The sequence below is a fragment of the Photobacterium kagoshimensis genome (assembly GCF_050337045.1).
Taxonomy (GTDB): domain Bacteria; phylum Pseudomonadota; class Gammaproteobacteria; order Enterobacterales; family Vibrionaceae; genus Photobacterium; species Photobacterium kagoshimensis.
The window spans coordinates 1-23,016 of the sequence record NZ_JAKJSO010000012.1 but is presented as its reverse complement, the minus strand read 5'-3'; the positions used below and the strand labels follow the sequence as shown (position 1 = coordinate 23,016).

Annotated in this window: 17 protein-coding genes and 13 tRNA genes; 19 read left to right on the top strand and 11 right to left on the bottom strand. The window is 44.7% G+C overall.

The window, feature by feature from the left end; genetic code table 11:
* Window positions 1-103 precede the first annotated feature (103 nt).
* The gene (locus tag L4C35_RS09470) at window positions 104-394 is read left to right on the top strand and encodes a co-chaperone GroES (RefSeq protein ID WP_048899867.1); all 291 of its coding nucleotides are present in this window, start codon (window positions 104-106) and stop codon (window positions 392-394) included.
* A 39-nt stretch (window positions 395-433) separates the two neighbouring features.
* Entirely contained in the window at window positions 434-2,080 is a 1,647-nt protein-coding gene (gene groL, locus L4C35_RS09465; protein WP_428462637.1) for a chaperonin GroEL, read from the top strand.
* A 1,487-nt stretch (window positions 2,081-3,567) separates the two neighbouring features.
* Here the strand turns inward: groL and rimK are convergent.
* The 3 genes from rimK to epmB form a co-directional block, all read right to left on the bottom strand.
* Window positions 3,568-4,473 (bottom strand): 30S ribosomal protein S6--L-glutamate ligase, encoded by a 906-nt coding sequence (rimK, locus tag L4C35_RS09460; RefSeq protein WP_048899871.1) that lies wholly within the window; start codon window positions 4,471-4,473, stop codon window positions 3,568-3,570.
* Window positions 4,474-4,727: 254 nt separating this feature from the next.
* Entirely contained in the window at window positions 4,728-5,939 is a 1,212-nt protein-coding gene (gene alr / locus L4C35_RS09455) for an alanine racemase (protein WP_428462636.1), read from the bottom strand.
* 367 nt (window positions 5,940-6,306) lie between these two features.
* Window positions 6,307-7,329: an EF-P beta-lysylation protein EpmB gene (gene epmB, locus L4C35_RS09450; protein ID WP_428462635.1), complete on the bottom strand. Its 1,023-nt coding sequence runs from the start codon at window positions 7,327-7,329 to the stop codon at window positions 6,307-6,309.
* A gap of 33 nt (window positions 7,330-7,362) precedes the next feature.
* Between epmB and efp the strand changes: the two genes are divergently transcribed.
* A complete protein-coding gene (gene efp, locus L4C35_RS09445) occupies window positions 7,363-7,929 on the top strand; it encodes an elongation factor P (protein ID WP_048899874.1) in 567 nt (188 codons plus the stop codon).
* A 148-nt stretch (window positions 7,930-8,077) separates the two neighbouring features.
* Here the strand turns inward: efp and frdD are convergent, their stop codons facing one another.
* The 4 genes from frdD to frdA are packed head-to-tail and all read right to left on the bottom strand — an operon-like array spanning window position 8,078 to window position 11,391.
* Window positions 8,078-8,440, bottom strand: coding sequence for a fumarate reductase subunit FrdD (gene frdD, locus L4C35_RS09440; protein ID WP_048899877.1), 363 nt, complete (start codon window positions 8,438-8,440; stop codon window positions 8,078-8,080).
* 10 nt (window positions 8,441-8,450) lie between these two features.
* Window positions 8,451-8,834: a fumarate reductase subunit FrdC gene (gene frdC, locus L4C35_RS09435; protein ID WP_048899878.1), complete on the bottom strand. Its 384-nt coding sequence runs from the start codon at window positions 8,832-8,834 to the stop codon at window positions 8,451-8,453.
* Between the two features lie 2 nt (window positions 8,835-8,836).
* Window positions 8,837-9,577: a succinate dehydrogenase/fumarate reductase iron-sulfur subunit gene (locus L4C35_RS09430; protein ID WP_094958446.1), complete on the bottom strand. Its 741-nt coding sequence runs from the start codon at window positions 9,575-9,577 to the stop codon at window positions 8,837-8,839.
* A complete protein-coding gene (gene frdA / locus L4C35_RS09425; RefSeq protein WP_428462634.1) occupies window positions 9,577-11,391 on the bottom strand; it encodes a fumarate reductase (quinol) flavoprotein subunit in 1,815 nt (604 codons plus the stop codon). The genes L4C35_RS09430 and frdA overlap by 1 nt, the downstream gene beginning before the upstream one ends.
* Window positions 11,392-11,973: 582 nt before the next feature.
* Between frdA and epmA the strand changes: the two genes are divergently transcribed.
* Entirely contained in the window at window positions 11,974-12,939 is a 966-nt protein-coding gene (gene epmA, locus L4C35_RS09420) for an elongation factor P--(R)-beta-lysine ligase (protein ID WP_428462633.1), read from the top strand.
* Window positions 12,940-13,409: 470 nt separating this feature from the next.
* Here the strand turns inward: epmA and L4C35_RS09415 are convergent, their stop codons facing one another.
* A complete protein-coding gene (locus tag L4C35_RS09415; RefSeq protein ID WP_428462632.1) occupies window positions 13,410-15,293 on the bottom strand; it encodes a methyl-accepting chemotaxis protein in 1,884 nt (627 codons plus the stop codon).
* 554 nt (window positions 15,294-15,847) lie between these two features.
* Between L4C35_RS09415 and L4C35_RS09410 the strand changes: the two genes are divergently transcribed.
* The gene (locus tag L4C35_RS09410; protein ID WP_048899883.1) at window positions 15,848-16,429 is read left to right on the top strand and encodes a porin family protein; all 582 of its coding nucleotides are present in this window, start codon (window positions 15,848-15,850) and stop codon (window positions 16,427-16,429) included.
* A 70-nt stretch (window positions 16,430-16,499) separates the two neighbouring features.
* Here the strand turns inward: L4C35_RS09410 and L4C35_RS09405 are convergent, their stop codons facing one another.
* The 3 genes from L4C35_RS09405 to rsgA form a co-directional block, all read right to left on the bottom strand.
* The gene (locus tag L4C35_RS09405; protein ID WP_428462631.1) at window positions 16,500-17,915 is read right to left on the bottom strand and encodes an SLC13 family permease; all 1,416 of its coding nucleotides are present in this window, start codon (window positions 17,913-17,915) and stop codon (window positions 16,500-16,502) included.
* A 145-nt stretch (window positions 17,916-18,060) separates the two neighbouring features.
* Window positions 18,061-18,927: an archaetidylserine decarboxylase gene (gene asd / locus L4C35_RS09400; RefSeq protein ID WP_428462630.1), complete on the bottom strand. Its 867-nt coding sequence runs from the start codon at window positions 18,925-18,927 to the stop codon at window positions 18,061-18,063.
* Between the two features lie 211 nt (window positions 18,928-19,138).
* Window positions 19,139-20,191 carry a small ribosomal subunit biogenesis GTPase RsgA gene (gene rsgA, locus L4C35_RS09395; protein WP_048899886.1) on the bottom strand — a complete coding sequence of 351 codons (1,053 nt, stop codon included), beginning with the start codon at window positions 20,189-20,191 and terminating at the stop codon, window positions 19,139-19,141.
* A gap of 82 nt (window positions 20,192-20,273) precedes the next feature.
* Here rsgA and orn point away from each other — a divergent pair, with 82 nt between their 5' ends.
* The 14 genes from orn to L4C35_RS09325 all read left to right on the top strand — a co-directional run bounded on the left by orn (window position 20,274) and on the right by L4C35_RS09325 (window position 22,969).
* Window positions 20,274-20,819: an oligoribonuclease gene (gene orn / locus L4C35_RS09390; protein ID WP_048899887.1), complete on the top strand. Its 546-nt coding sequence runs from the start codon at window positions 20,274-20,276 to the stop codon at window positions 20,817-20,819.
* A gap of 128 nt (window positions 20,820-20,947) precedes the next feature.
* Window positions 20,948-21,024 (top strand) — tRNA-Met (locus L4C35_RS09385).
* A gap of 23 nt (window positions 21,025-21,047) precedes the next feature.
* Window positions 21,048-21,123: transfer RNA gene (locus L4C35_RS09380), tRNA-Gly, on the top strand.
* Window positions 21,124-21,190: 67 nt separating this feature from the next.
* A tRNA-Gly gene (locus L4C35_RS09375) sits at window positions 21,191-21,266 on the top strand.
* A gap of 67 nt (window positions 21,267-21,333) precedes the next feature.
* Window positions 21,334-21,409: transfer RNA gene (locus tag L4C35_RS09370), tRNA-Gly, on the top strand.
* A gap of 166 nt (window positions 21,410-21,575) precedes the next feature.
* Window positions 21,576-21,652: transfer RNA gene (locus L4C35_RS09365), tRNA-Met, on the top strand.
* Between the two features lie 32 nt (window positions 21,653-21,684).
* Window positions 21,685-21,760, top strand: a tRNA-Gly gene (locus L4C35_RS09360).
* 165 nt (window positions 21,761-21,925) lie between these two features.
* A tRNA-Met gene (locus L4C35_RS09355) sits at window positions 21,926-22,002 on the top strand.
* Window positions 22,003-22,034: 32 nt separating this feature from the next.
* A tRNA-Gly gene (locus L4C35_RS09350) sits at window positions 22,035-22,110 on the top strand.
* Between the two features lie 193 nt (window positions 22,111-22,303).
* Window positions 22,304-22,380: transfer RNA gene (locus tag L4C35_RS09345), tRNA-Met, on the top strand.
* A gap of 24 nt (window positions 22,381-22,404) precedes the next feature.
* Window positions 22,405-22,480, top strand: a tRNA-Gly gene (locus L4C35_RS09340).
* Between the two features lie 193 nt (window positions 22,481-22,673).
* Window positions 22,674-22,750, top strand: a tRNA-Met gene (locus L4C35_RS09335).
* 24 nt (window positions 22,751-22,774) lie between these two features.
* A tRNA-Gly gene (locus tag L4C35_RS09330) sits at window positions 22,775-22,850 on the top strand.
* A 42-nt stretch (window positions 22,851-22,892) separates the two neighbouring features.
* A tRNA-Met gene (locus L4C35_RS09325) sits at window positions 22,893-22,969 on the top strand.
* The last annotated feature ends 47 nt before the right edge of the window (window positions 22,970-23,016 follow it).

Sequence of the window (23,016 nt, the reverse complement as noted above, 5' to 3'; positions counted from 1 at the left end):
TACAGAAAATCGACCCAACATGCTATGTATCGAAGGAGTAAGCGCCTTACATTATCTTACTCACTTATTTTATTGGACATAACCAAATTAGGAGAGACGACCGATGAATATTCGTCCATTACACGACCGAGTTATCGTTGAACGCCAAGAAGTTGAATCAAAGTCTGCTGGTGGCATCGTTCTTACTGGTTCTGCCGCTGAAAAATCAACGCGTGGTGTGATCCTTGCTGTAGGTAAAGGTCGCATTCTAGAGAACGGTACTGTACAAGCGCTGGACGTAAAAGTTGGTGACACAGTTATCTTCGCTGAAGGCTACGGCACTAAATCAGAAAAAATCGACGGTAAAGAAGTGCTAATCATGTCTGAAAACGACATCATGGCAATCGTTGAATAATCCATTCACCAATATTAAGAATTAAGAAAGGAAACTGACATGGCTGCTAAAGACGTAAAATTTGGTAATGACGCACGCGTACGCATGCTAGAAGGTGTGAACGTTCTAGCTGACGCGGTAAAAGTAACGCTAGGCCCTAAAGGTCGTAACGTTGTACTAGACAAATCTTTCGGTGCACCAACCATTACTAAAGATGGTGTATCTGTAGCGCGTGAAATTGAACTGGAAGACAAATTCCAGAACATGGGCGCACAAATGGTTAAAGAAGTCGCGTCTCAAGCTAACGACGCTGCGGGTGACGGTACAACAACGGCAACGGTACTAGCACAAGCAATTATCACTGAAGGTCTTAAAGCGGTAGCTGCGGGTATGAACCCAATGGATCTTAAGCGTGGTATCGACAAAGCCGTTATTGCTGCGGTTGAAGAGCTAAAAGCACTGTCTGTACCTTGTGAAGATACTAAAGCTATCGCACAAGTAGGTACTATCTCTGCAAACTCTGACGAGACTGTAGGTAACCTTATTGCAGAAGCAATGGAAAAAGTAGGCCGTGACGGTGTTATCACGGTTGAAGAAGGTCAAGCACTTCAAGACGAGTTAGACGTTGTTGAAGGTATGCAGTTCGACCGCGGTTACCTATCACCTTACTTCATCAACAACCAAGAAGCGGGTTCTGTTGATCTAGAAAGCCCATTCATTCTACTTGTAGACAAGAAAGTATCGAACATTCGTGAACTACTTCCTGCTCTAGAAGGTGTAGCAAAAGCATCTCGTCCACTACTGATTGTTGCTGAAGACGTAGAAGGCGAAGCGCTAGCAACACTTGTTGTGAACAACATGCGCGGTATCGTGAAAGTAGCAGCTGTTAAAGCGCCTGGCTTCGGTGACCGTCGTAAGTCAATGCTACAAGACATCGCAGTACTAACTGCAGGTACAGTGATCTCTGAAGAGATTGGTCTTGAGCTAGAAAAAGTACAACTAGAAGATCTAGGCCAAGCGAAACGCATCACTATCACCAAAGAAGCAACCACTATCATTGATGGTGCTGGTGAAGAAGCGATGATTCAAAGCCGTGTTGTGCAAATTCGTCAACAAATCGAAGACGCAACATCAGATTACGATAAAGAAAAACTTCAAGAGCGCGTAGCGAAACTGGCTGGCGGCGTAGCAGTTATCAAAGTAGGTGCTGCAACAGAAGTTGAAATGAAAGAGAAAAAAGACCGCGTAGAAGATGCACTACACGCAACTCGCGCAGCGGTTGAAGAAGGTGTGGTTGCTGGTGGTGGTGTCGCACTAATCCGCGCAGCATCAAAAGTTGCCAACCTAGAAGGTAGCAACGAAGAACAAAACGTAGGTATCCGCGTTGCACTTCGTGCAATGGAAGCGCCTATCCGTCAAATCACTAAAAACGCAGGTGATGAAGAGTCAGTTGTGGCGAACAACGTTCGTGCAGGCGAAGGTAACTACGGTTACAACGCAGCAACAGGTGAATACGGCGATATGATCGCAATGGGTATCCTAGATCCAACTAAAGTAACGCGTTCTGCACTACAGTTCGCAGCATCAGTTGCTGGTCTAATGATCACAACAGAAGCGATGGTTACAGACCTACCAGCGAAAGATGCACCAGCAATGCCTGATATGGGCGGTATGGGTGGCATGGGTGGTATGGGCGGCATGATGTGATAGCCAGCCTATCTCTTTGCTGTAAGGCTTAATTACTGTGTCGAGCATGCTCATTTACTAGCGTAAACTCCGCGTGCTCTCCTTGTACTAAAGCCATACAGCGTTGAGTTAGACCACCTATTTATCCAGTAGGTTTAGAAAGCCGAAGTATAAGCATACTTCGGCTTTTTTACGCCTGTAGAAAGCGTACGGGCCTGAAAGGGAAGACATACACTTTGTGCCAGTTTGGTGTGAATGGGGTTGGAGTGTTGGCGTACGATTTATGACTAAAGGTATGTCGTATTCTGGCTGAATATCGCTTATATCTTTAGTTCCTCATGCTCATTTCCACCTGTACAGTTCACCCATGAAAAAGCTCAATAAGCTGTACGTGTTTTTTGTCCTTTTAAATCAGTGGTTTAGTGTGTTTTTGATGTTTTGGGAGTGTGGGTGTTAATTTGATCACCATTTTCTAGTACATTTATGGTAAAGCTGTACGTGTTGGTGTGTGAGGGGAGAGAATCTTTTATCTGACTTGAATATCAGCAGTATCAACTTCACCAACCACCTCAGTTTCGGTTCTAAGTCTCTGGCTTTGCTGCTTAGCCTTGGAACATCTGCTCCTTATTTTGCTTTTCTGCTTGCTCAGATATCCACTATGCACTGTTGTTTTCATCATTATCGCAGGGCAATCTCACCGTCATTTGAGCTGTTATTGATGAATAAAAAAGATGGCACCCTTTACGCGGTAAAAATCCAGAAAAGCTGTACGTAATTTTAAATCATTTAAAATCAAGCGCTTATATGTGGTGAGTGTTGTGTTTAGGTAGTGGTGTTATTTATGCTTCCCTTTTCGCTGTTTTTAGCTTGAAAAGCTGTACAGATAGCATGGTGAGAAAAGATGCTGGAATTGAAAAGACAGTTATAGGCTTAAAAGTATGATGTGTAGTTCACTTTGGAAAAAGCCAGAAAAGCTGCACATAATTTAAAGTGATTAAAATCAGTAACTTAGCGTTAGCCTCGGTGTTTTTAATTCACACTCTGAAAACGCACACCATTTTGCTGTCATATGTTAGTTAAGCTGTACGTGCGTGGCCTGGCTGAGTGGCTTGATATTTGAAGGACTATTTGTAATAAGACGATTAGCGCTATGTCTTTACATCTTGGGCTGAAAAAGAAAGGGGAAATAGCAGGCTGATAAAGTGGGTGTACTTATACCCATTTTCGAAATGGCTGTAAAAATACAATCAGAATAATGAGTAGCGATTGTTTAAGGTTATGATTTGTAGGTCTTATTTTTGTTTTATGCTTTTGGCCAAATTCGGTGTGTAATCTGAAGATAAAGATAAAGATAAAGATAAAGATAAAGATAAAGATAAAGATAAAGATAAAGAAAAAGCAGCTGAAAATTCAGCTGCTTTTGATTAAAGCGAATTAAAAATTCGCAGAGAGGTTTTGTGGCTAAAACACGTTACCGTTGTTTTATCTATCGTACTTGCTGCTGTTTATTACTGATCTTGCAACAAGCGACGACTTTTTTTCTGTGCGTTTTTTTCGATATAGTCGATAATCATGCCAGCAATATCTTTGCCTGTAGCCGCTTCAATGCCTTCTAGGCCTGGTGATGAGTTGACTTCCATCACTAGCGGACCACGTTCAGAGCGAAGTAGGTCAACACCTGCTACGCTTAAGCCCATTGCTTTTGCGGCTGCAACCGCTGTTTTACGTTCTTCTGGCGTGATCTTAATTAACGATGCACTACCACCACGGTGAAGGTTGGAGCGGAACTCGCCTTCTGCCGCTTGGCGCTTCATTGCCGCAATCACTTTATCACCAATCACGAAACAACGAATATCAGCACCACCCGCTTCTTTAATGTATTCCTGCACCATGATATTGGCTTTTAAGCCCATGAATGCTTCGATGACACTTTCAGCCGCTTTTTGAGTTTCGGCAAGTACAACGCCGATGCCTTGAGTACCCTCTAGCAATTTAATCACTAGCGGTGCGCCGCCAACCATTTTAATGAGGTCTGGCACATCATCAGGTTTGCTTGCGAAGCCTGTGATTGGCATGCCAACGCCTTTACGGCTTAGCAATTGTAATGAACGCAATTTGTCACGAGAGCGAGAAATCGCAATCGATGGGTTAATCGAAAACACATTCATCATTTCGAATTGGCGTAATACCGAACATCCATAAAAAGTGATGTCAGCACCAATGCGCGGAATAATGGCGTCGAAGCCTGTTAAGTCATTACCTTCAAAATGAATAGAAGGCTGAACCGAGTTGATATTCATATAACAGCGCAATGCGTTAATGATCACGGGTTCATGACCGCGTGCTTCACACGCTTCACGTAGACGACGGGTAGAGTATAAGTTTTCGTTTTGGGAAAGAATGCCAATTTTCATTGCGTTACTCGCGACAAATAGAAATTTAATGACCAGCAGAGGGAAGTTTGGCGAACTTCCTTAGAGCCTTGTGCCCGTTGCTGAATGGATGGCGACTATGCACGCAAATTGAGCGGAAATCGAGAGTTATGACGATGATATTTTTTTATCGATAAGATATGAAATATCGATGATGCGATGAGCCCAGTCAGCTGGCTGCTGACTGGACGAGGTACGCTGAATTAGCGATTTAATATGTGCAGAGTTATTGCCAATTAACGGTAGATACGAGGGTTAGTTGCACCCCAAATGGTGTAATGCTCTGGCAAAATTCGCCCACTGCGCTGTTCTGTTTCATCGCTTGTAATCGCATCTTTGCCTTGCGGGCCAAACACAACAACTTCACTGTTCGCTTCAACGCCAACAAGGTCTGTCACATCGACCATCGTCGTGTTCATTGATGCCATGCCAACCACTTTCGCACGCTGGCCATTAATAAGTACTTCGGCTTTATTGCTGAGCGAGCGTGCAAAACCATCAGAATAACCAATGGGTAAGTTAGCTAAGACTGAATCGCGCTCTAGTACAGCGGTGCTGCCGTAACCGACGGTGCTACCTGCTGGAAAGTGATGCAGCGATGCAATACGTGTTTTAAATGACACGATACGTTGAAAGGGTGGTTTAGCCGGTGCATCGCCGTAAAGCAGGCCACCAGGGCGTACCATATCGAGATGGGCTTCAGGCACATTCATGGTGGTGTAAGAGTTAGCAACGTGAAGGGTAATGTCTTCACGCTGTAGCTCGGTGCTATCGATTAGCCACTGAGTTTCAGCTTTAAATTGCACCACTTTTTGTTTGATTTCATCAATTCCTTCATTCGGGAAGTGGGTCATCATGCCGACAATCTTTAAATGTGGGTTACTCGCAATTTGGATGCCTTCGTCTTTACCCTCTTTAGTGGTTAGATCCAGGCCATTACGGCCCATACCAGAGGTGTTTAGCGCGAGGTGAACAGGGATGCTTGTATCATGTTGCTTGGCAATCGCAATGATTTGATCAGCTTGTGCTTTGGTGCCGATCAATTCTTCGATCTGGTAAGCAATACCAGCTTCAATTTCATTGCGGCTAGCGGCACGTACACGGGCGAGTTCACCTTTGAAACCATGTTCGCGTACTACGCGTGCTTCTTCATTACTGGTAATGCCCACACAAGGGACATTGTTGGCAATAATGGTCGGCATTAGCCCTGCAATACCGTTACCGTAAGCGTCTGCTTTCATGATGGCACAGATTTTTGTGTCGGCTTTTAATTTCGCTTGCAACAGTTTGATATTGTTGTCGAATGCTTGAGTATCCACTTCTAGCCATGCATTGCTAGCTTGAATGCGCTGTTCAACGTCAGGTTTATCGACATCGACCAGTAGGGGAGCGGCAATGGCATTTTGGCCCATAAGAGCAAGGGCGATCAGGCTTAGTTTTAGTTTCAACGGAATGTCTCTTTGTTGGTTGATGATAAAAGGGTGAATGACAAGGCGAACGGTCGCACTACATCATGTAGAGCGGTGGAATGAATGGCATACCTGACACTGTGTTACTTAGTGTATCGACAGTGTTGATGAGTCTTGTTCAAAGCCGGTTATCGCTTTTTGACGTTATGATTCTAATTCCATAGGTTTACTTATGGAATTAGCGGCATAAAGATCCAGAAGATTAAGTATTTAAAGCTGATTGGATGCTTATTGAGCATGTAGGGCGGTGTGCTGGGTGAAGTGAGTTTGCGCCATGTCTGACGCAAACGGAGTAAAGCGAGAATGATTAAAGCTATAACGATAACGGTTTAAGGTGGTAAACCTGCTATTCAAGATGTAAGTCGAGAGGGGTTTTACTGCTTCGCCCGCCAATCTCTCGCGTTAGTTTTGGAACTAAATAGCCAGACACTTCTTGCATTAATCCCGCCATGAGCTTCTTGGCTGCTACATCATCGACCATGAAGTGGGCTGCGCCTTGTACTTTGTCTAAGACATGCAGGTAATAAGGCTGGATCCCAGCATCGAACAGGGATTCGCTTAAATTAACCAAGGCCTCGACAGTGTCATTCACACCTTGGAGTAATACACCTTGGTTTAATAAGGTGACATTGGCTTGTTTCAGCTTTTTCATTGCGATGGACAAGGCGGAATTGATCTCATTAGCATGGTTGATGTGGGTTACAACAATGCATTGGAGATGTGTCTTATCCAACAATTGGCACAGTTCATCGGTAATTCGATTGGGCATAACCACAGGCAGACGAGTGTGGATCCGTAATCGCTTAATGTGCGGGATTGTTTCGATCTTTTCGATCAACCAAGCCAGCTCATGATCTTTCGCCATTAAAGGATCGCCACCTGACAAAATCACTTCATTGAGTTCTGGGTGAGCGGCAATATAATCGAGGTTCACTTGCCACTGGCGTTTACCGCCTTTGTTGTCTTCATAGGGGAAATGACGACGGAAACAGTAACGGCAGTTCACCGCACAGCCGCCTTTTAAGATCATGAGTACGCGGTTTTTATACTTGTGCAGTAACCCCGGTGTTTCGTTATCTTGTTCTTCGAGAGGATCTAACGAGTACCCTGAATGCACATCAAATTCTTGCGCTAATGGCAGTACCTGACGCAAGAGAGGATCGTGTGGGTTGCCTATTTCCATTCTTTCAACAAAACTCATTGGTACCCGCAGCGCAAACAACTTTCGGGCTTCTAACCCTTGTTGCCACGGTTCAGGATCGATATTTAGCGTTTTAAGCAAAAGAAAGGGGTCAGAAATCGCATTAGTCAGTTCTTTGAGCCAGTTTTGCTCAACAGATGATGCGTTTCGGGTTACTATATGCGGCATTAAATACAACTCGAAGATGTTAAGAGGATAGAAATGGCGTCTTTCAGCACCAATGAATTCCGCAGCGGAATGAAAATTATGCTAGATAATGAACCATGTGTCATTATCGAAAACGAATTTGTTAAGCCAGGTAAAGGCCAAGCATTTAACCGTGTTAAGATCCGTAAGCTACTATCAGGCAAAGTGCTTGAGAAAACTTTTAAATCTGGCGAGTCAGTTGAAGCTGCAGACGTAGTCGACATCGAGCTTGATTACCTATACAACGATGGCGAATTCTACCACTTCATGGACAATACTTCATTTGAGCAGCTTGCTGCTGACGTGAAGTCTGTTGGTGATAGCGCGAAATGGTTGGTAGAAAACAACACCTGTACGCTAACGCTGTGGAATGGTAACCCAATCACAGTAACGCCACCAAACTTCGTAGAACTTGAAGTAACTGAAACAGATCCAGGTCTGAAAGGTGATACTCAAGGTACGGGTGGTAAGCCAGCGACACTATCAACAGGTGCCGTAGTACGTGTACCACTGTTCATCGCTATCGGTGAAGTGATCAAAGTTGATACGCGTTCAGCTGAATACGTAGGCCGTGTGAAGTAATCACACCGCATACAGTCAAAAAGGTCGCTTAGGCGGCCTTTTTTGTATCTGGCGATCGTGGATTTAGGTGGTTGATTAAAATCGCAGTGAGTAGGCATAAAAAAACACCGCCGAAGCGGTGTTTTTTGAGGCTGGGTTATCTTGATGATTAGATCATGAAGACAAAGATAACAGCCAGCGCAGACACTAGGAATGCTGTTGCGTAACACGCAATTTTACCAGCAACGCCTGTGTGGAATTTCAGGTCATGCATACCGTGGTGTAAACGGTGCATTGCATGCCACATTGGCAGTGCTAATGTCGCGATAGTGAATAGCGCACCAATGATGCTAGTTACAAAGCCTGTGACGCGCTCGTAGCTCATTGCTTCTGCATCGATCATGCCTAGCGGCACCATGATACCCAGAACAAGCACTGTTACTGGTGTTAGCATTGCGAACCAAGTACCACCAGCACCGAACAGACCCCACCATACTGGCTCGTCAGAACGTTTAGGATTTAGATTGACCACGTGGTTCTCCTTAAACTAGTACTAGAACGAATAGTGAGATAGCTGCAACAGCGGCCCACTGTGCTAGCACAACAATTTTCTTATCAAGTGTTTTGCCTTTGATTTTAATCGGCATTACTTGAGGCATCATGCTGAAGAATGTTTGTGCGTGGAACAAGCTGCCCGCAAGAGCGAGGATGTTCAGCACAACAACAACAGGGTTAGACATAAAGCTTAACCAGGTTGCCCATGCTTCAGGGCCTTTCACTAGGCTACCTAGACCAAAAGTCAGGCAGATAGTGAAGAAGATTAACGGTAAAATTGTTGCTTCACGAACCATGTAGAAGCGGTAGAAAGGGTGATCTTTCCACCATGTACGTGTCATTTCACGAACGTAAGGTTTACGGTTGCTCATCCTTATGCCTCCTGAGGCTTAATCATGGCAATAACGAAATCTTTAGAAGATTCTACTTTGCCTTGGTTAACTGCTGCCGCTGGATCAACGCTCTTCGGACAAACTTCAGAACAGTAACCCACAAACGTACAACCCCATGCGCCATTTTCGCCGTTGATAAGCTTCATACGCTCATCAGCGCCGTTATCACGGCTATCTAGGTTGTAACGGTGTGCCAGTGTTAGCGCCGCAGGACCAATGAACTCTGGGTTCAAACCAAACTGAGGACATGCTGCGTAGCAAAGACCACAGTTGATACAGCCAGCAAATTGCTTGTATTTCGCCATTTGCTCTGGTGTTTGGTTGTTCGGGCCATCTTCTGGTGTACGATCGTTACCAATGATGTAAGGCTTGATTGCTTCTAGACGCTCGATGAACGGTGTCATATCAACAATTAAGTCTTTCTCGATAGCAAAGTTAGACAGTGCTTCGATTTTTAGACCATTTGGGTAATCACGTAAGAAGGTTTTACAAGCCAGTTTTGGTACCTTGTTAACCATCATGCCGCAAGAACCACAGATCGCCATACGGCAAGACCAACGGTAAGCCAGATCTTTGTCTAGGTTATCTTTGATGTAACCTAGCGCATCAAGTACTGACATAGTTTCGTTAAACGGTACTTCAAACATTTCAAAGTACGGTTCTGCGTCTTTTGCTGGGTCATAACGCAGGATTTCAACTTTTTGGATACGATTGCCTGACATTATGCCTGCTCCTCTGCTTTCTTCGCTTCAGCTGCTGCTTCCGCCGCCGCTGCTTCTTCTGCCGCTGCACCGTATAGACGCGCTTTAGGCTGAGACTTAGTGATTTTCACGTCGCTGTATTCGATACGAGGTGCTTTATCACCGTTGTAGAATGCTAGCGAGTGTTTCAGGAAGTTCACGTCATCACGTTCTGTGCAGTTGTCGTCTAGACGTTGGTGTGCACCACGTGATTCGCGACGAAGAATTGCTGAGTGAGCCATTGCTTCTGCAACTTCAAGGCCGTAACCCACTTCAATTGCGTATAGCAGATCAGTGTTGAATACTTTGCCTTTGTCTTTAATGCTGATTTTTTTGTAACGCTCACGAAGCTCGGCAAGTTTGTCGACAGTCGCTTGCATCAGATCTTCTTGGCGGTAGATACCACAACCTGCTTCCATGGAGTGACCCATTTCAGTACGGATATCAGCCCAGTTCTCGTCACCTTCTTGAGAAAGAAGCGTATCGATACGCGCTTGAACCGCAGCAACTTGTTGTGCGATAGCCTCGTCGTTCCAACCTTTGAATTCTTCTGCACGTTTTGCTGCGCCTTCACCCGCTAAGCGGCCGAATACAACAAGTTCTGCCAGTGAGTTAGAACCCAGACGGTTTGCACCGTGAAGACCAACAGATGAACATTCACCAACAGCGTATAGGCCTTTGATGCGTGTTTCATTGTTCTTGTCTGTTTCGATACCACCCATGGTGTAGTGAACGGTTGGACGAATTGGAATTGGCTCTTCCGCAGGGTCAACGTTTACGTATGCTTTTGAAAGCTCACAGATGAATGGTAGACGTTCGTGTAGGTATTCTTTACCTAGGTGGCGCAAGTCAAGGTGAACAACATCGCCCAGTGGGTGTTTGATGGTGTTGCCTTTTTGCATCTCGTGCCAGAACGCTTGAGAAACTTTGTCACGTGGACCCAGTTCCATGTATTTGTTTTTAGGCTGGCCGATTGGAGTTTCAGGGCCCATGCCGTAGTCTTGCAGGTAACGGTAGCCGTTTTTGTTCAGCATGATACCGCCTTCACCACGACAACCTTCGGTCATCAGGATACCTGTGCCTGGTAGGCCAGTTGGGTGGTACTGAACGAATTCCATATCACGTAGTGGTACACCGTGGCGGAACGCCATCGCCATGCCATCACCTGTTACGATACCGCCATTGGTATTACAGTTGTAAACGCGGCCTGCACCACCTGTTGCTAGTACAACAGATTTTGCTTTAATACAGATCAGTTCGCCTTCAGCCATGTGAATAGCAACAAGACCCTGTACTTCACCGTCTTCTACCAGTAGATCAACCACGAAGTATTCGTCGAAGCGGTTGATTTGCGTGTACTTGATAGACGTTTGGAATAGCGTGTGTAGCATGTGGAAGCCAGTTTTGTCGGCTGCGAACCATGTACGCTCAACTTTCATACCACCAAAACGACGAACATTCACGTCACCGTTTTCTTTACGGCTCCAAGGACAACCCCATTGTTCTAGTTGGGTCATCTCGCGAGTCGCGTTTTCTACGAAATATTCAACAACGTCCTGTTCACATAGCCAGTCACCACCACCAACGGTATCGTTGAAGTGATTGTCTAAGCTATCCTCATCCTTGATGACGGCAGCGGAGCCACCTTCTGCAGCTACTGTGTGTGAGCGCATTGGGTAAACTTTAGAAATCAGTGCGATCTCTAAGTTTGGGTTTGCTTCTGCAGCAGCGATGGCAGCACGTAGGCCTGCGCCACCTGCACCGATTACAGCGATATCTGTGGTAATAGTCTTCACAGCTATCCTCCGAAGGTAAGACGATAAAATTAAAAAAAGTGCGTAGTACGCACTTATCCTTGAAATCCTGATGACTATTCTATGAAACAAATCTTCATGAAAATTTGATTTAGACGCAGCTTTTTCACCGAAATAGCCCAAAAGTATAGGTTGATTACATTTTTTGTGATTATTGTCACAACTTGTCATTACTTATAAATATTAATTAACTGTTTTAAATTGTTTTAGTTGTTTGTGGCGTGTTGCTAGTGTGTTTCATATATTGCAGCCAAGTATTTAAAAATAAAAAGTTTATCAATGCTTCCGCTACGGTTACTAAGTGGTAATGTGCATATAATGATAATTTGGTTGCTAAGTTGTGTTTAATGACGTTGTGTTGATGTATTGGTTATGTAACGATGATGATCGTCAGCTTAACTTTTTATTCATGATTTTTCATAACTCCTCGTGGTTTTTTAATCGGAAAAATAAAATAACGCTCTGATAAACACGGTGGTGTTCTGGTGAGTTACGCTAGGTTTCAATCCAATAGGTTTGGTAAACTGACAACTCTTTATCAATTCCTTTCAACGGTGATCCCCCATGACTTGGCAACCGACAGCCTCTATCAGCAAGTTAAAGCAGCGTGCGGCTCTTCTTAAAACCATACGAGATTTCTTTGCAGGGCGTGATGTATTAGAAGTTGATACGCCAGCAATGAGTCAAGCAACTGTCACGGATGTACACCTGCACACTTTTAAGACTGAGTTTGTGGGGCCGGGGTACGCGCAAGGGCAGATGTTATATTTAATGACTAGCCCTGAGTTTCATATGAAGCGTTTACTTGCTGCTGGAAGTGGTGCTATCTATCAGATTTGTAAGTCATTTCGTAACGAAGAGTCAGGACGCTACCATAACCCTGAATTCTCCATGTTAGAGTGGTATCGTCCTGATTTTGATCACCACCAACTGATGGATGAGATGGATGAGTTGTTGCAGTTGATTTTGCAATGTTCGGCCGCAACCCGCATGACCTACCAAGCTGCATTTTTGTCGGTGCTGAATGTATGTCCTCTTGAAGGGTCGATGGCTGAATTAAAAGCGGCGGCGCGAGAACTAGGTTTAGCCGATATTGCTGATCCTGAACAGGACCGCGATACGCTATTACAGCTGCTATTTAGTGTGGGTGTTGAAGCTAAGATTGGCTTAAATGCGCCCGCTTTTGTCTATGATTTTCCAGCATCACAAGCGGCGTTAGCGCAGATAAACCCCAATGATGTGCGTGTTGCAGAGCGCTTTGAGGTGTATTTCAAAGGTATTGAGCTCGCCAATGGTTTTCATGAGCTGTCGAATGGTGATGAACAATTGGCGCGATTTGAAGAAGATAACGCCAAGCGTGTCACTATGGGGCTTAAACCACAGCCAATTGACATGCATTTGGTCAACGCGCTACGGGCGGGCTTCCCTGATTGTGCTGGTGTTGCCTTAGGCATCGATCGGTTGATCATGCTGGCAATAGGTGAGGATCATATTGATCAAGTAACGGCGTTTCCGATCGATATTGCTTAATTGATCAAACTATACCGCCCAAAGTGATCCAACGACAAAAGCGCGATACGAATATCGCGCTTTTTTATCGTATGAGGGCGACCAAGCACCATACTAATACTGCTTTTTTGATAATACGATGTCATCGAGGTGAGTGACCCGATTACCAAACGGCTAAATAGCTTCACTTTCACTCATCAGAAAGTGGGGGAACAGCTAGTTGTTGGTTTAGGTAGCTTCTTCACAAAATGATTCATGAAGATGAAGCGGATAAGGGCAAGTTAGGATTTCAAGGCATCTTATTCGTCAAGCTGAAGAAACTATAAGCAATTCAGGTGTTAAATGCAAGTGGTTATCATTTGCGTTGTTAGGTGGGTAGTGTCAGATGAGTTGGTATCAGAGAGGCTAGCTGAGAGCTTAAAAAAAACGCCGAAGCAAGGCTTCGGCGTTTGATGAGCGTAACAGCAATATGTTTTATTGGCTATTGCGCATTACACTTTGAAGCGCGACACATCACTGCGCATAGCTTCCGCTGAGGCGTTCATGTCACGGGCGCTGCTGCTCACTTCTGCGGTTTGTACAGACAGATGATCCGAGACATCTTTGATTGCTTGGGTATTACGGCTGATATCTTCGCTTACAGCACGTTGCTCTTCGGCTGCGCTGGCAATTTGTGAGGCCATGTCCGAGATCTCTGTGATGGTTTGAGTGATTTGATTCAAGCTATCACTTGCTGCTCCTGCATAATCGACACTTTGTCCTGCCAATTCTGTACTTGATTGCATGCTATCGACTGCTTGGCGAGTGTTTTGCTGCAAGGTATCAATCATGCTACGGATTTCTTCAGTCGAATCATGAGTACGTTTGCTTAATACCCGTACTTCATCGGCAACCACGGCAAAGCCACGACCTTGTTCACCAGCTCGCGCAGCTTCGATAGCGGCATTCAATGCCAGTAAGTTGGTTTGCTCTGCAATGCCCTGAATAGTGGAGAGGATTTGGTTGATATTTTGTGCGTTGCTTTCTAGTTCATGAATAACGTTTGCCGCATCTTGCACTTGGTTGGCTAGCGAGGTGATTGCTTCACGGTTTTGGCTGATCACGTGCTTACCAGATTCACAGGCTTCAGTAGAGGCCTGTGCTGCTGATGCGGTCATTTCTGCATGACTGGCCACTTCGGCTGAGGTCGCTGACATTTCATGAATCGCAGTTGCAATCTGATTTACATCATTTTGTTGGTCAGACACTTTCAATGATGCTTGTTCAGCTTGTTCTGCCGATTGTTCAGCATATTGGCTTAGGTTCATTGACTGGCTGACGATGCCTTTGATCATCATTTGTAGCTGACCAAGGAAACTATTCATGTTCTCGGCTAATTCACCAATCTCATCCATGCGCTTGATTTCAATGCGTTGGGTCAGATCACCGCTGCCTTGTGCTAATTGCTCAACCGATTTGCTTAACTCTGTAAGTGGGCGTAATAGGCTGGTAATGATGTAAGTCGCGATAGCGGCAATGACAATATATAGAATGATTGATGCAATCAGAACAAACTTCATTTGCTGGCTAATTGACGCAAAAGCTAAACCTTCGTCTTGCACAATACCCAGAGCCCAGGTTGTCCCTGCAATCGGGGTGACGAAAATCAACTTACTGAGCCCTTCGCTATCTTGGTAGATAGTTTCAACTTTCTGCTCGTTGGCAAGTTTGCGGATCATATCTGCGGTTAATTCATTATCGAGTTGAGTCAGTGGTTGCTGACTTAAACTTTCATCGCGGTAAGCCACAATGCGATTTTCACCATCCACTAAGAATGCGTAGCCAGCGTTATCAATATTTAGGTTAAGCACTTCTTTAATAATGTTGGTAATGGTTAAGTCGGCAGCTAAAACACCGCTGTATTGGCCTTGGAATGATTTAGCAAGGCTGACCACTATGCTGCCATCGAAATCTTGGTAAGGTTCCGTTATTACCGTTTTACCTGCGTTAATCGCATCACGGTACCAAGGGCGAGTGCGAGGGTCGTAATCGGCTGGCCAATCTTCAGTCTTATCACCAAAAGCGATACGGCCATCGGTGAACCCCGCGTATACCGACAGGAAGTTACCCGCGCGTTTAGTAACTAATAGTTCACGGTCAACATCACTATTGGTATTAATGAGGCTTTCATTTGCTAGTAGCATATCACCACGAGTTTCTAGCCAATCAGCGATGTAGCTGCTGGTGGCTTGGCCGATATCCATCATCTGACCGTAGACCTGTTTGGTGGTTTCAGTTTTTAGTTGGCTAATGGAGATCCAAGCTTGAACGGCGCTTACCGAGGCTATAATGATGGCGATAGCCACCTGAATTTTAAACTTGATCGTATGTTTCATCGCAGACTCTCTGGTTATTTTCGCTATTCCATTGCGTCAACCGCAAAAGAGTAGAATTATTTTTGTTTGTTAAGGTTATCGACTGATATCTCATTTCATTAATGATAAAGCGCATAAAAGGTACAAAGTGCCGATGTTTGATTCGATAATTGTGATCGTTATCTATAAATGCAAGCACTTAATTGCTAATCACATATTCTCATATATGATGGCGCAGCCATGGCTCGGTGAGTTCAATCGGTAAACTTGCCTATCTCGCTACAACTCGCTGTTCAACGGAAATGAACCTTTGCTATGTTTCCTTCGAGTGTTATTTCAGCACCTTTAACCGTGGTGCGTATTCGGAGAGAATGAGGTTGAGATAAAACGCATGTGGAAAATTTATAAAAAGTGCTTAAAGGCATCTTATTTACAATGAGTTCATGTATATCTAAATATAAATCCAACTCATTTTTTATTAAATAAATCTCTATTTATTGCGGCTTGGTATTAACACGTCGCTTTAATTATTGATGACGTTACTCTCTTATTAAAAAAATAATCAGGACATTTTCATGAAATTAAATGCGTTATTATTCGCAGCATTAAGCCTTTCTGCTGTTTCAGTTGCTCAGGCAGACGTTAAAACAAGTGGCTTCTATGTTGGTGGTGCTATTGGTTCAACAGGGGTTGATGCCAGTAGTGATATTAGTATTAACGCTGATGGTTCAAGTTATAAGTTTATTGGCGGTTATCAGTTTAACCGTATTGTAGGTATCGAAGCGCAGTACACGCGTTACGGTGATATTACTCTCCCTGCAGACAAGAATACATGGTCAGCGTCATCAACGGCGGTAACAGCTAACCTTGGATATACGTTTGATAACGGTTTACGTCCCTACGGTTTGATTGGTTTATCATCGATTAATCTTAATGAGTCAAAGGAAACGTTAGTTGATGATCAAGGCATTGCTTTACGTGCCGGTGTTGGCCTTGAATATGCTCCAGCTATGCTTAATGGTTTAGCTTTTCGTTTAGGGTATGAAATGGATTATTTTGGCATCCAAACACAATATAGTCTTTTCGGTTCAACGGTTACCGAAGATGTCACCTACGGTATTAGCTCGTTGAACTTAGGTGTAACGTATAAGTTTTAATCAATAGATATATTAAAAAGAGGCTGTTAGACAGCCTCTTTTTATATTCAATGCATAGTGAAATTTGCATTTAGGTCAAAATGAGTGCGCCTATATAAACAATCACTAGACCGAGTAAGCCAACAATAAGACCTGTTTTTGCCATATCTTTACTTTCAATAAGGCCTGTGGAATACGCCAAGGAGTTGGGTGGTGTTGAGACGGGTAAGATCATCCCAAGTGAAGCTGAGAAAGCGACAACGACCAAGACACCTTGCAAGCCTCCCATTGACGCCAAGCTTTCCATGGAAGTGGCAACCGCGGCAGCGATAGGCATTAATAAGTTTGCGGTAGCAGTATTCGACATAAAGTTAGCCATTAGCCAACAAAGTATGGAAAGGGTAAACACGACGGCAACAGGTGAGAGCGCATCATAATCAATCGCATGGGCTAAAGCAGCGGCAAGCCCTGTTTTATCCAGTGCTAAGCCAATAGCGATCCCCCCAGCGACTAACCAGAGCACATCCCAGTTAATTAACTTCAATTCGTCTTTGCCCATAATGCCGGTAAGGGTGAAGACTGCCAGTGGAATAATCGATACAACATAGGTATTCATGCCATGTAACGAGGTAGTCATCCACATAATGATGGTTAAAGCGAATGTGATATACACCACGATAGCTTGCCAGCTTTTTTGAAATTTACCGTCGAGCTTTAAAATCATTTCTTGCTGGCTTGATGGGAACATTTTTTGTAATAGCCACCATGCAAATGCTAGTTGAACGATCACAAAAGGCAAACCCATCATCATCCAACCAAGAAAGCTAATACTGTGCTCTCCTGTTAAATATTGCAGGGCGATAGCATTGGGTGGTGTGCCTATTGGCGTGGCAATACCGCCGGTGTTGGCGGCAATGGGAATACATAAAACTAACGCTTTAATGCCTATATCCCCCTTAGGCACCGACGCAACAATAGGGGCTAGTAATGCCAACATCATGACTGTGGTGGCGGTGTTAGACATGAACATGGAAAACACCGCGGTGATAAGCATTAACCCAAGCATGATGAACTTAGGTTGATGGCCGAAAGGCTTGAGGAGCACTCTAGCTAAATTATTATCGAGTTCATATTTCGATGCGGCGATTGCGAGGGCAAATCCCCCCATAAAAAGAATGATGATCGGTGAAGAGAAAGCGCCAAAAATATCGGTGTATTTCATCATCTCGCCCATTTCATGCCCAGCTGGTGGCGTACGAAATAAATGCAAACCTTTATCTGAGATCATGATCAATTCAAGGGCGATGATAAGAATGGATGTAGCGAAAACGGGAACGGGTTCTAAAACCCAAAGGAGTGCAGCGAGAGCGAAAATAGCAAGAAGACGGTGTTGGACTAGGGTTAAATCATCAATGGGGATGGCATCGATGGGCATCATTAAAATACCGAGCGGGATACCAAATGCAATAAATAGCCGTATGAGCTGTGAGACTGATAAATTTTTCATAGTAATGTTGGTTTGCTTTTTATAATGAGATTACAAATCAGCATACTATTTGACCAAAAAAAATCCGTTGGTAAGGTCAATTTTTGGTACGAAAAAAGGAACGCGCTGCGTTCCTTTTGTTCAGAAATGTTAACTGGTTAGTCGTTTAAGACTTTTTCAGTTCAGCATAAGGTTGGCCCATGCGCGTGCTCTGAAGTGGCTTCATATCTTCGACAAAATGGATCATGTCTTTCGGGAACAAGTTGATTACCGTTGAGCCCAGTTTAAAGCGGCCCATCTCTTCACCTTTTTTCAGAACAACAGCATTATCGCCTGTTGCTGGGTAATCCCAACGACGAACAGCAGGGCCTGTAGGCGGTGTGACTGTTCCAGCCCATACCGTTTCGATGCTACCGACGATAGTTGCACCAACTAGCACCTGTGCAACTGGGCCGTGCTCGGTATCAAAGATACATACAACACGTTCGTTACGGGCAAATAGGTTAGGTACGTTCTCGGCCGTTAATGGATTAACTGAGAATAAATCACCGGGTACGTAAATCATCTGACGTAAGGTGCCATCACATGGCATGTGCACACGGTGGTAATCACGCGGTGAGAGATACAGGGTGGCAAACTCACCATCGATGAACTCTTCGGCCAGTGCTTTATCACCGCCTAGCAGTTCGCACGCATCAAAGTAATGACCTTTAGCTTGGAATAGGCGACCTTCTTTAATCGGACCTAACTGGCTCACACAAGCATCTGCTGGGTGTGAAATGATGTTGTCGTCACCATTAATTGGACGAGCGCCATCTTTAAGTTCGCGAACAAAGAACTGATTGAATGTCGGGTAGGCTGCTGGATCTGGATTACGCGCTTCAGACATATCAATTTTGTATTGGTTGATGAACCAACGAATAATTGCAGTGGTGAATTTACCACCTTCAAAAGCTGCAATTTTGCCAACTAAGCGGGTTAACGCATGTTTCGGTGTGCAGTATTGCAGGCCGATTTTGAGGTTATCTAGCACAGTATATTTTCCAGAAAGTGTCAATTAATCAACAGTCTAGTTACTTGTCTTAACAAACAAATAATAACTCGAACCGATAATAATACCGAAAGTATTTTCTAAAGTCAGTTAAATCAGTCAGCAATTAAATGCGATGAAGTGAAAAGTAAGGTAAGCATGTCATTGGGATGAAGCTAGGAAATGCCTCTGTATAAAGCAGAGGCATTGGATGTTAATCAACTTTATTACGAGAGAACTGACGGTTAGCGACATTCTCAGACATGCTTTCAATGATCTTATGATAGCTATCGTAGCGCTCACGGGTGATTTTTCCGTCTTGCATTGCTTCACGGATCAAACAACCAGGATCGTTTCCATGTTTACAGTCACGGAATTTACACCCGCCAAGGTACTCTCTAAATTCAACAAAAGCATTTGTGACTTGCTCTGGCTCTAGGTGCCATAAACCAAATTCACGTACCCCTGGTGAATCGATTAAATCACCGCCTTCTGGGAAGTGGTATAAACGTGCCGCGGTTGTGGTGTGTTGGCCTAGCCCTGAGTTTTCCGAGACATCACCGATTTCTGCGTCGACTTCTGGCATTAGGGTATTCACCATACTGGATTTCCCTACACCTGATTGACCGGCAAAGATGTTAATGTGGTCTTTCAGATCAAGCTTGAGCGATTCCATACCTTCACCGGTTGTAGAGCTGACATAACGCAACTCATAACCAATGTCTTGGTAAAGCGATAAGGTTTCTTCGACTTGTTTACGTTCTTCGTCACTCAATAAATCGACTTTATTCAGGACAATTAAAGGCTCGATACCGACAGTCTCGGCTGCAATTAAGTAGCGGTCGATGATATTAAGTGATAGCTCAGGTAAAACGGCTGAAACGATGATAATACGGTTAACGTTAGCCGCTACCGCTTTTACACCATCATAGTAATCTGGCCGAGTCAGCATAGACTTTCGTTCATGCACGGCTTCAACAACGCCGGAAATCCCATGCAGAGTTTCAACGCCTGGGCGCCAAACAACACGGTCACCAGAAACTAGGCTTTGGATGCTTCGACGTAAATTACAGCGATGGATCGTACCTGTTTCAGGATCTTCAACATCAGCATGTTGGCCGAAACGCGTGATCACAAGCCCTTCACGAGCGGATTCCAGCAGGGCTTCGTCCCACTGGACATCATTTTTTTCGCGTTTCAGTCGTTTGTCTTGGTTTGAGCGAACACGTCGGCTCTGTCCTTTAGTCAGCTTTTTCTTTTTGGCCACAAGATTATCGTTCTGTATTGGTTGGCTTTCGGTATAAGCCAAGTATGATACATGGTTTAGTCACAAAATAGGCAATAATCCAATGACAATCAGCGATCAGAATTTAATTTGGATCGATCTTGAAATGACAGGTCTGGATCCAGAAACGCATAAAATCATTGAAATCGCGACCATAGTGACGGATGCCCAGTTAAATATTTTAGCAGAAGGCCCAACACTTGCGATTCATCAACCAGAATCTGAACTTGATAAAATGGATGATTGGTGTACCAACACGCACACAGGAAGTGGCCTTGTGGAGCGTATTCGCCAGAGTAAATTGACTGAAGAAGATGCCATCCGCGAAACCATTGCCTTTTTGGAGCAATGGGTACCGAAAGGTGTATCCCCAATCTGTGGTAACAGCATTGGTCAAGACCGTCGCTTTTTGTATAAGCATATGCCTGAGTTAGAGCAGTATTTTCATTACCGTTATCTTGATGTGAGCACGTTAAAAGAGCTGACTCGCCGTTGGCAACCAGAGTTACTTGATGGTTTTTCTAAGAAAGGTAGCCACCTAGCGCTTGATGACATCCGTGACTCGATTGCTGAACTGCGCTATTATCGTGAGCATATTTTCAATATCTGATTGTAAAATAATCACTTGGCGTGATGAAGACAGTTTTTTTGTGAGAAGTGTTGCATCCGCCAATTTTCCTCGTATAATGCGCAGCCTCGAAGACAATAACGTGTTTATTTTCTTTCGATAAAATCGGACGCGGGATGGAGCAGCATGGTAGCTCGTCGGGCTCATAACCCGAAGGTCGTAGGTTCAAATCCTGCTCCCGCAACCAATCACTTGTTGAAATACAAGTATGCGACACTAGCTCAGCTGGTAGAGCGCAACCTTGCCAAGGTTGAGGTCACGAGTTCGAACCTCGTGTGTCGCTCCAATTTGTAGATAATGGCTTTAGCGGTTATCGAAAGGTGAAAGACCTTTCCATTCTCGATAGAGAATATGCGACACTAGCTCAGCTGGTAGAGCGCAACCTTGCCAAGGTTGAGGTCACGAGTTCGAACCTCGTGTGTCGCTCCAATTTGTAGGTAATTGCTTTAGCAGTTATCGAAAGGTGAAAGGCCTTTCCATTCTCGATAGAGAATATGCGACACTAGCTCAGCTGGTAGAGCGCAACCTTGCCAAGGTTGAGGTCACGAGTTCGAACCTCGTGTGTCGCTCCAAATTGAATCTCATGACGAAAGTGGTGAGAAAGTGAAGCACAGGTAAAGCTGGTAGAACGCAACCTTACCAAGGTTGAGGTCACGCCTAGCTCCTCGAAGATCGGGAACCTCGTGTGTCGCTCCAATTTAATAAGCTCTCATTATGCTTTGAATAATGACATCCGGACGCGGGATGGAGCAGCATGGTAGCTCGTCGGGCTCATAACCCGAAGGTCGTAGGTTCAAATCCTGCTCCCGCAACCACATTACGATTAAACGCTTTAGCGATTAATCATGCGACACTAGCTCAGCTGGTAGAGCGCAACCTTGCCAAGGTTGAGGTCACGAGTTCGAACCTCGTGTGTCGCTCCAAATTGAATCTCATGGCGAAAGTGGTGAGAAAGTGAAACACAGGTAAAGCTGGTAGAACGCAACCTTACCAAGGTTGAGGTCACGCCTAGCTCCTCGAAGATCGGGAACCTCGTGTGTCGCTCCAATTTTATAAGCTCTCATTATGCTTGAATAATGACATCCGGACGCGGGATGGAGCAGCATGGTAGCTCGTCGGGCTCATAACCCGAAGGTCGTAGGTTCAAATCCTGCTCCCGCAACCACATTACGATTAAACGCTTTAGCGATTAATCATGCGACACTAGCTCAGCTGGTAGAGCGCAACCTTGCCAAGGTTGAGGTCACGAGTTCGAACCTCGTGTGTCGCTCCAATTTGAATCTCATGACGAAAGTGGTGAGAAAGTGAAACACAGGTAAAGCTGGTAGAGCGCAACCTTACCAAGGTTGAGGTCACGCCTAGCTCCTCGAAGATCGGGAACCTCGTGTGTCGCTCCAAATTGGTTTTATAGTCACTGACTGTAAGACAATAGTTGTTACCGTACTTAACGGTGAATATAAATCGGACGCGGGATGGAGCAGCATGGTAGCTCGTCGGGCTCATAACCCGAAGGTCGTAGGTTCAAATCCTGCTCCCGCAACCAATTTACTTGTTGAAATACAAGCATGCGACACTAGCTCAGCTGGTAGAGCGCAACCTTGCCAAGGTTGAGGTCACGAGTTCGAACCTCGTGTGTCGCTCCAATTTGAATCTCATGACGAAAGTGGTGAGAAAGTGAAACACAGGTAAAGYTGGTAGAGCGCAACCTTACCAAGGTTGAGGTCACGCTTAGCTCCTCGAAGATCGGGAACCTCGTGTGTCGCTCCAAATTGGTTTTATAGTCACTGACTGTAAGACAATAGTTGTTACCGTACTTAACGGTGAATATAAATCGGACGCGGGATGGAGCAGCATGGTAGCTCGTCGGGCTCATAACCCGAAGGTCGTAGGTTCAAATCCTGCTCCCGCAACCAATTTACTTGTTGCAATACAAGCATGCGACACTAGCTCAGCTGGTAGAGCGCAACCTTGCCAAGGTTGAGGTCACGAGTTCGAACCTCGTGTGTCGCTCCAATTTAATAAGCTCTCATTATGCTTTGAATAATGACATCCGGACGCGGGATGGAGCAGCATGGTAGCTCGTCGGGCTCATAACCCGAAGGTCGTAGGTTCAAATCCTGCTCCCGCAACCACATTACGATTAAACGCTTTAGCGATTAATCATGCGACACTAGCTCAG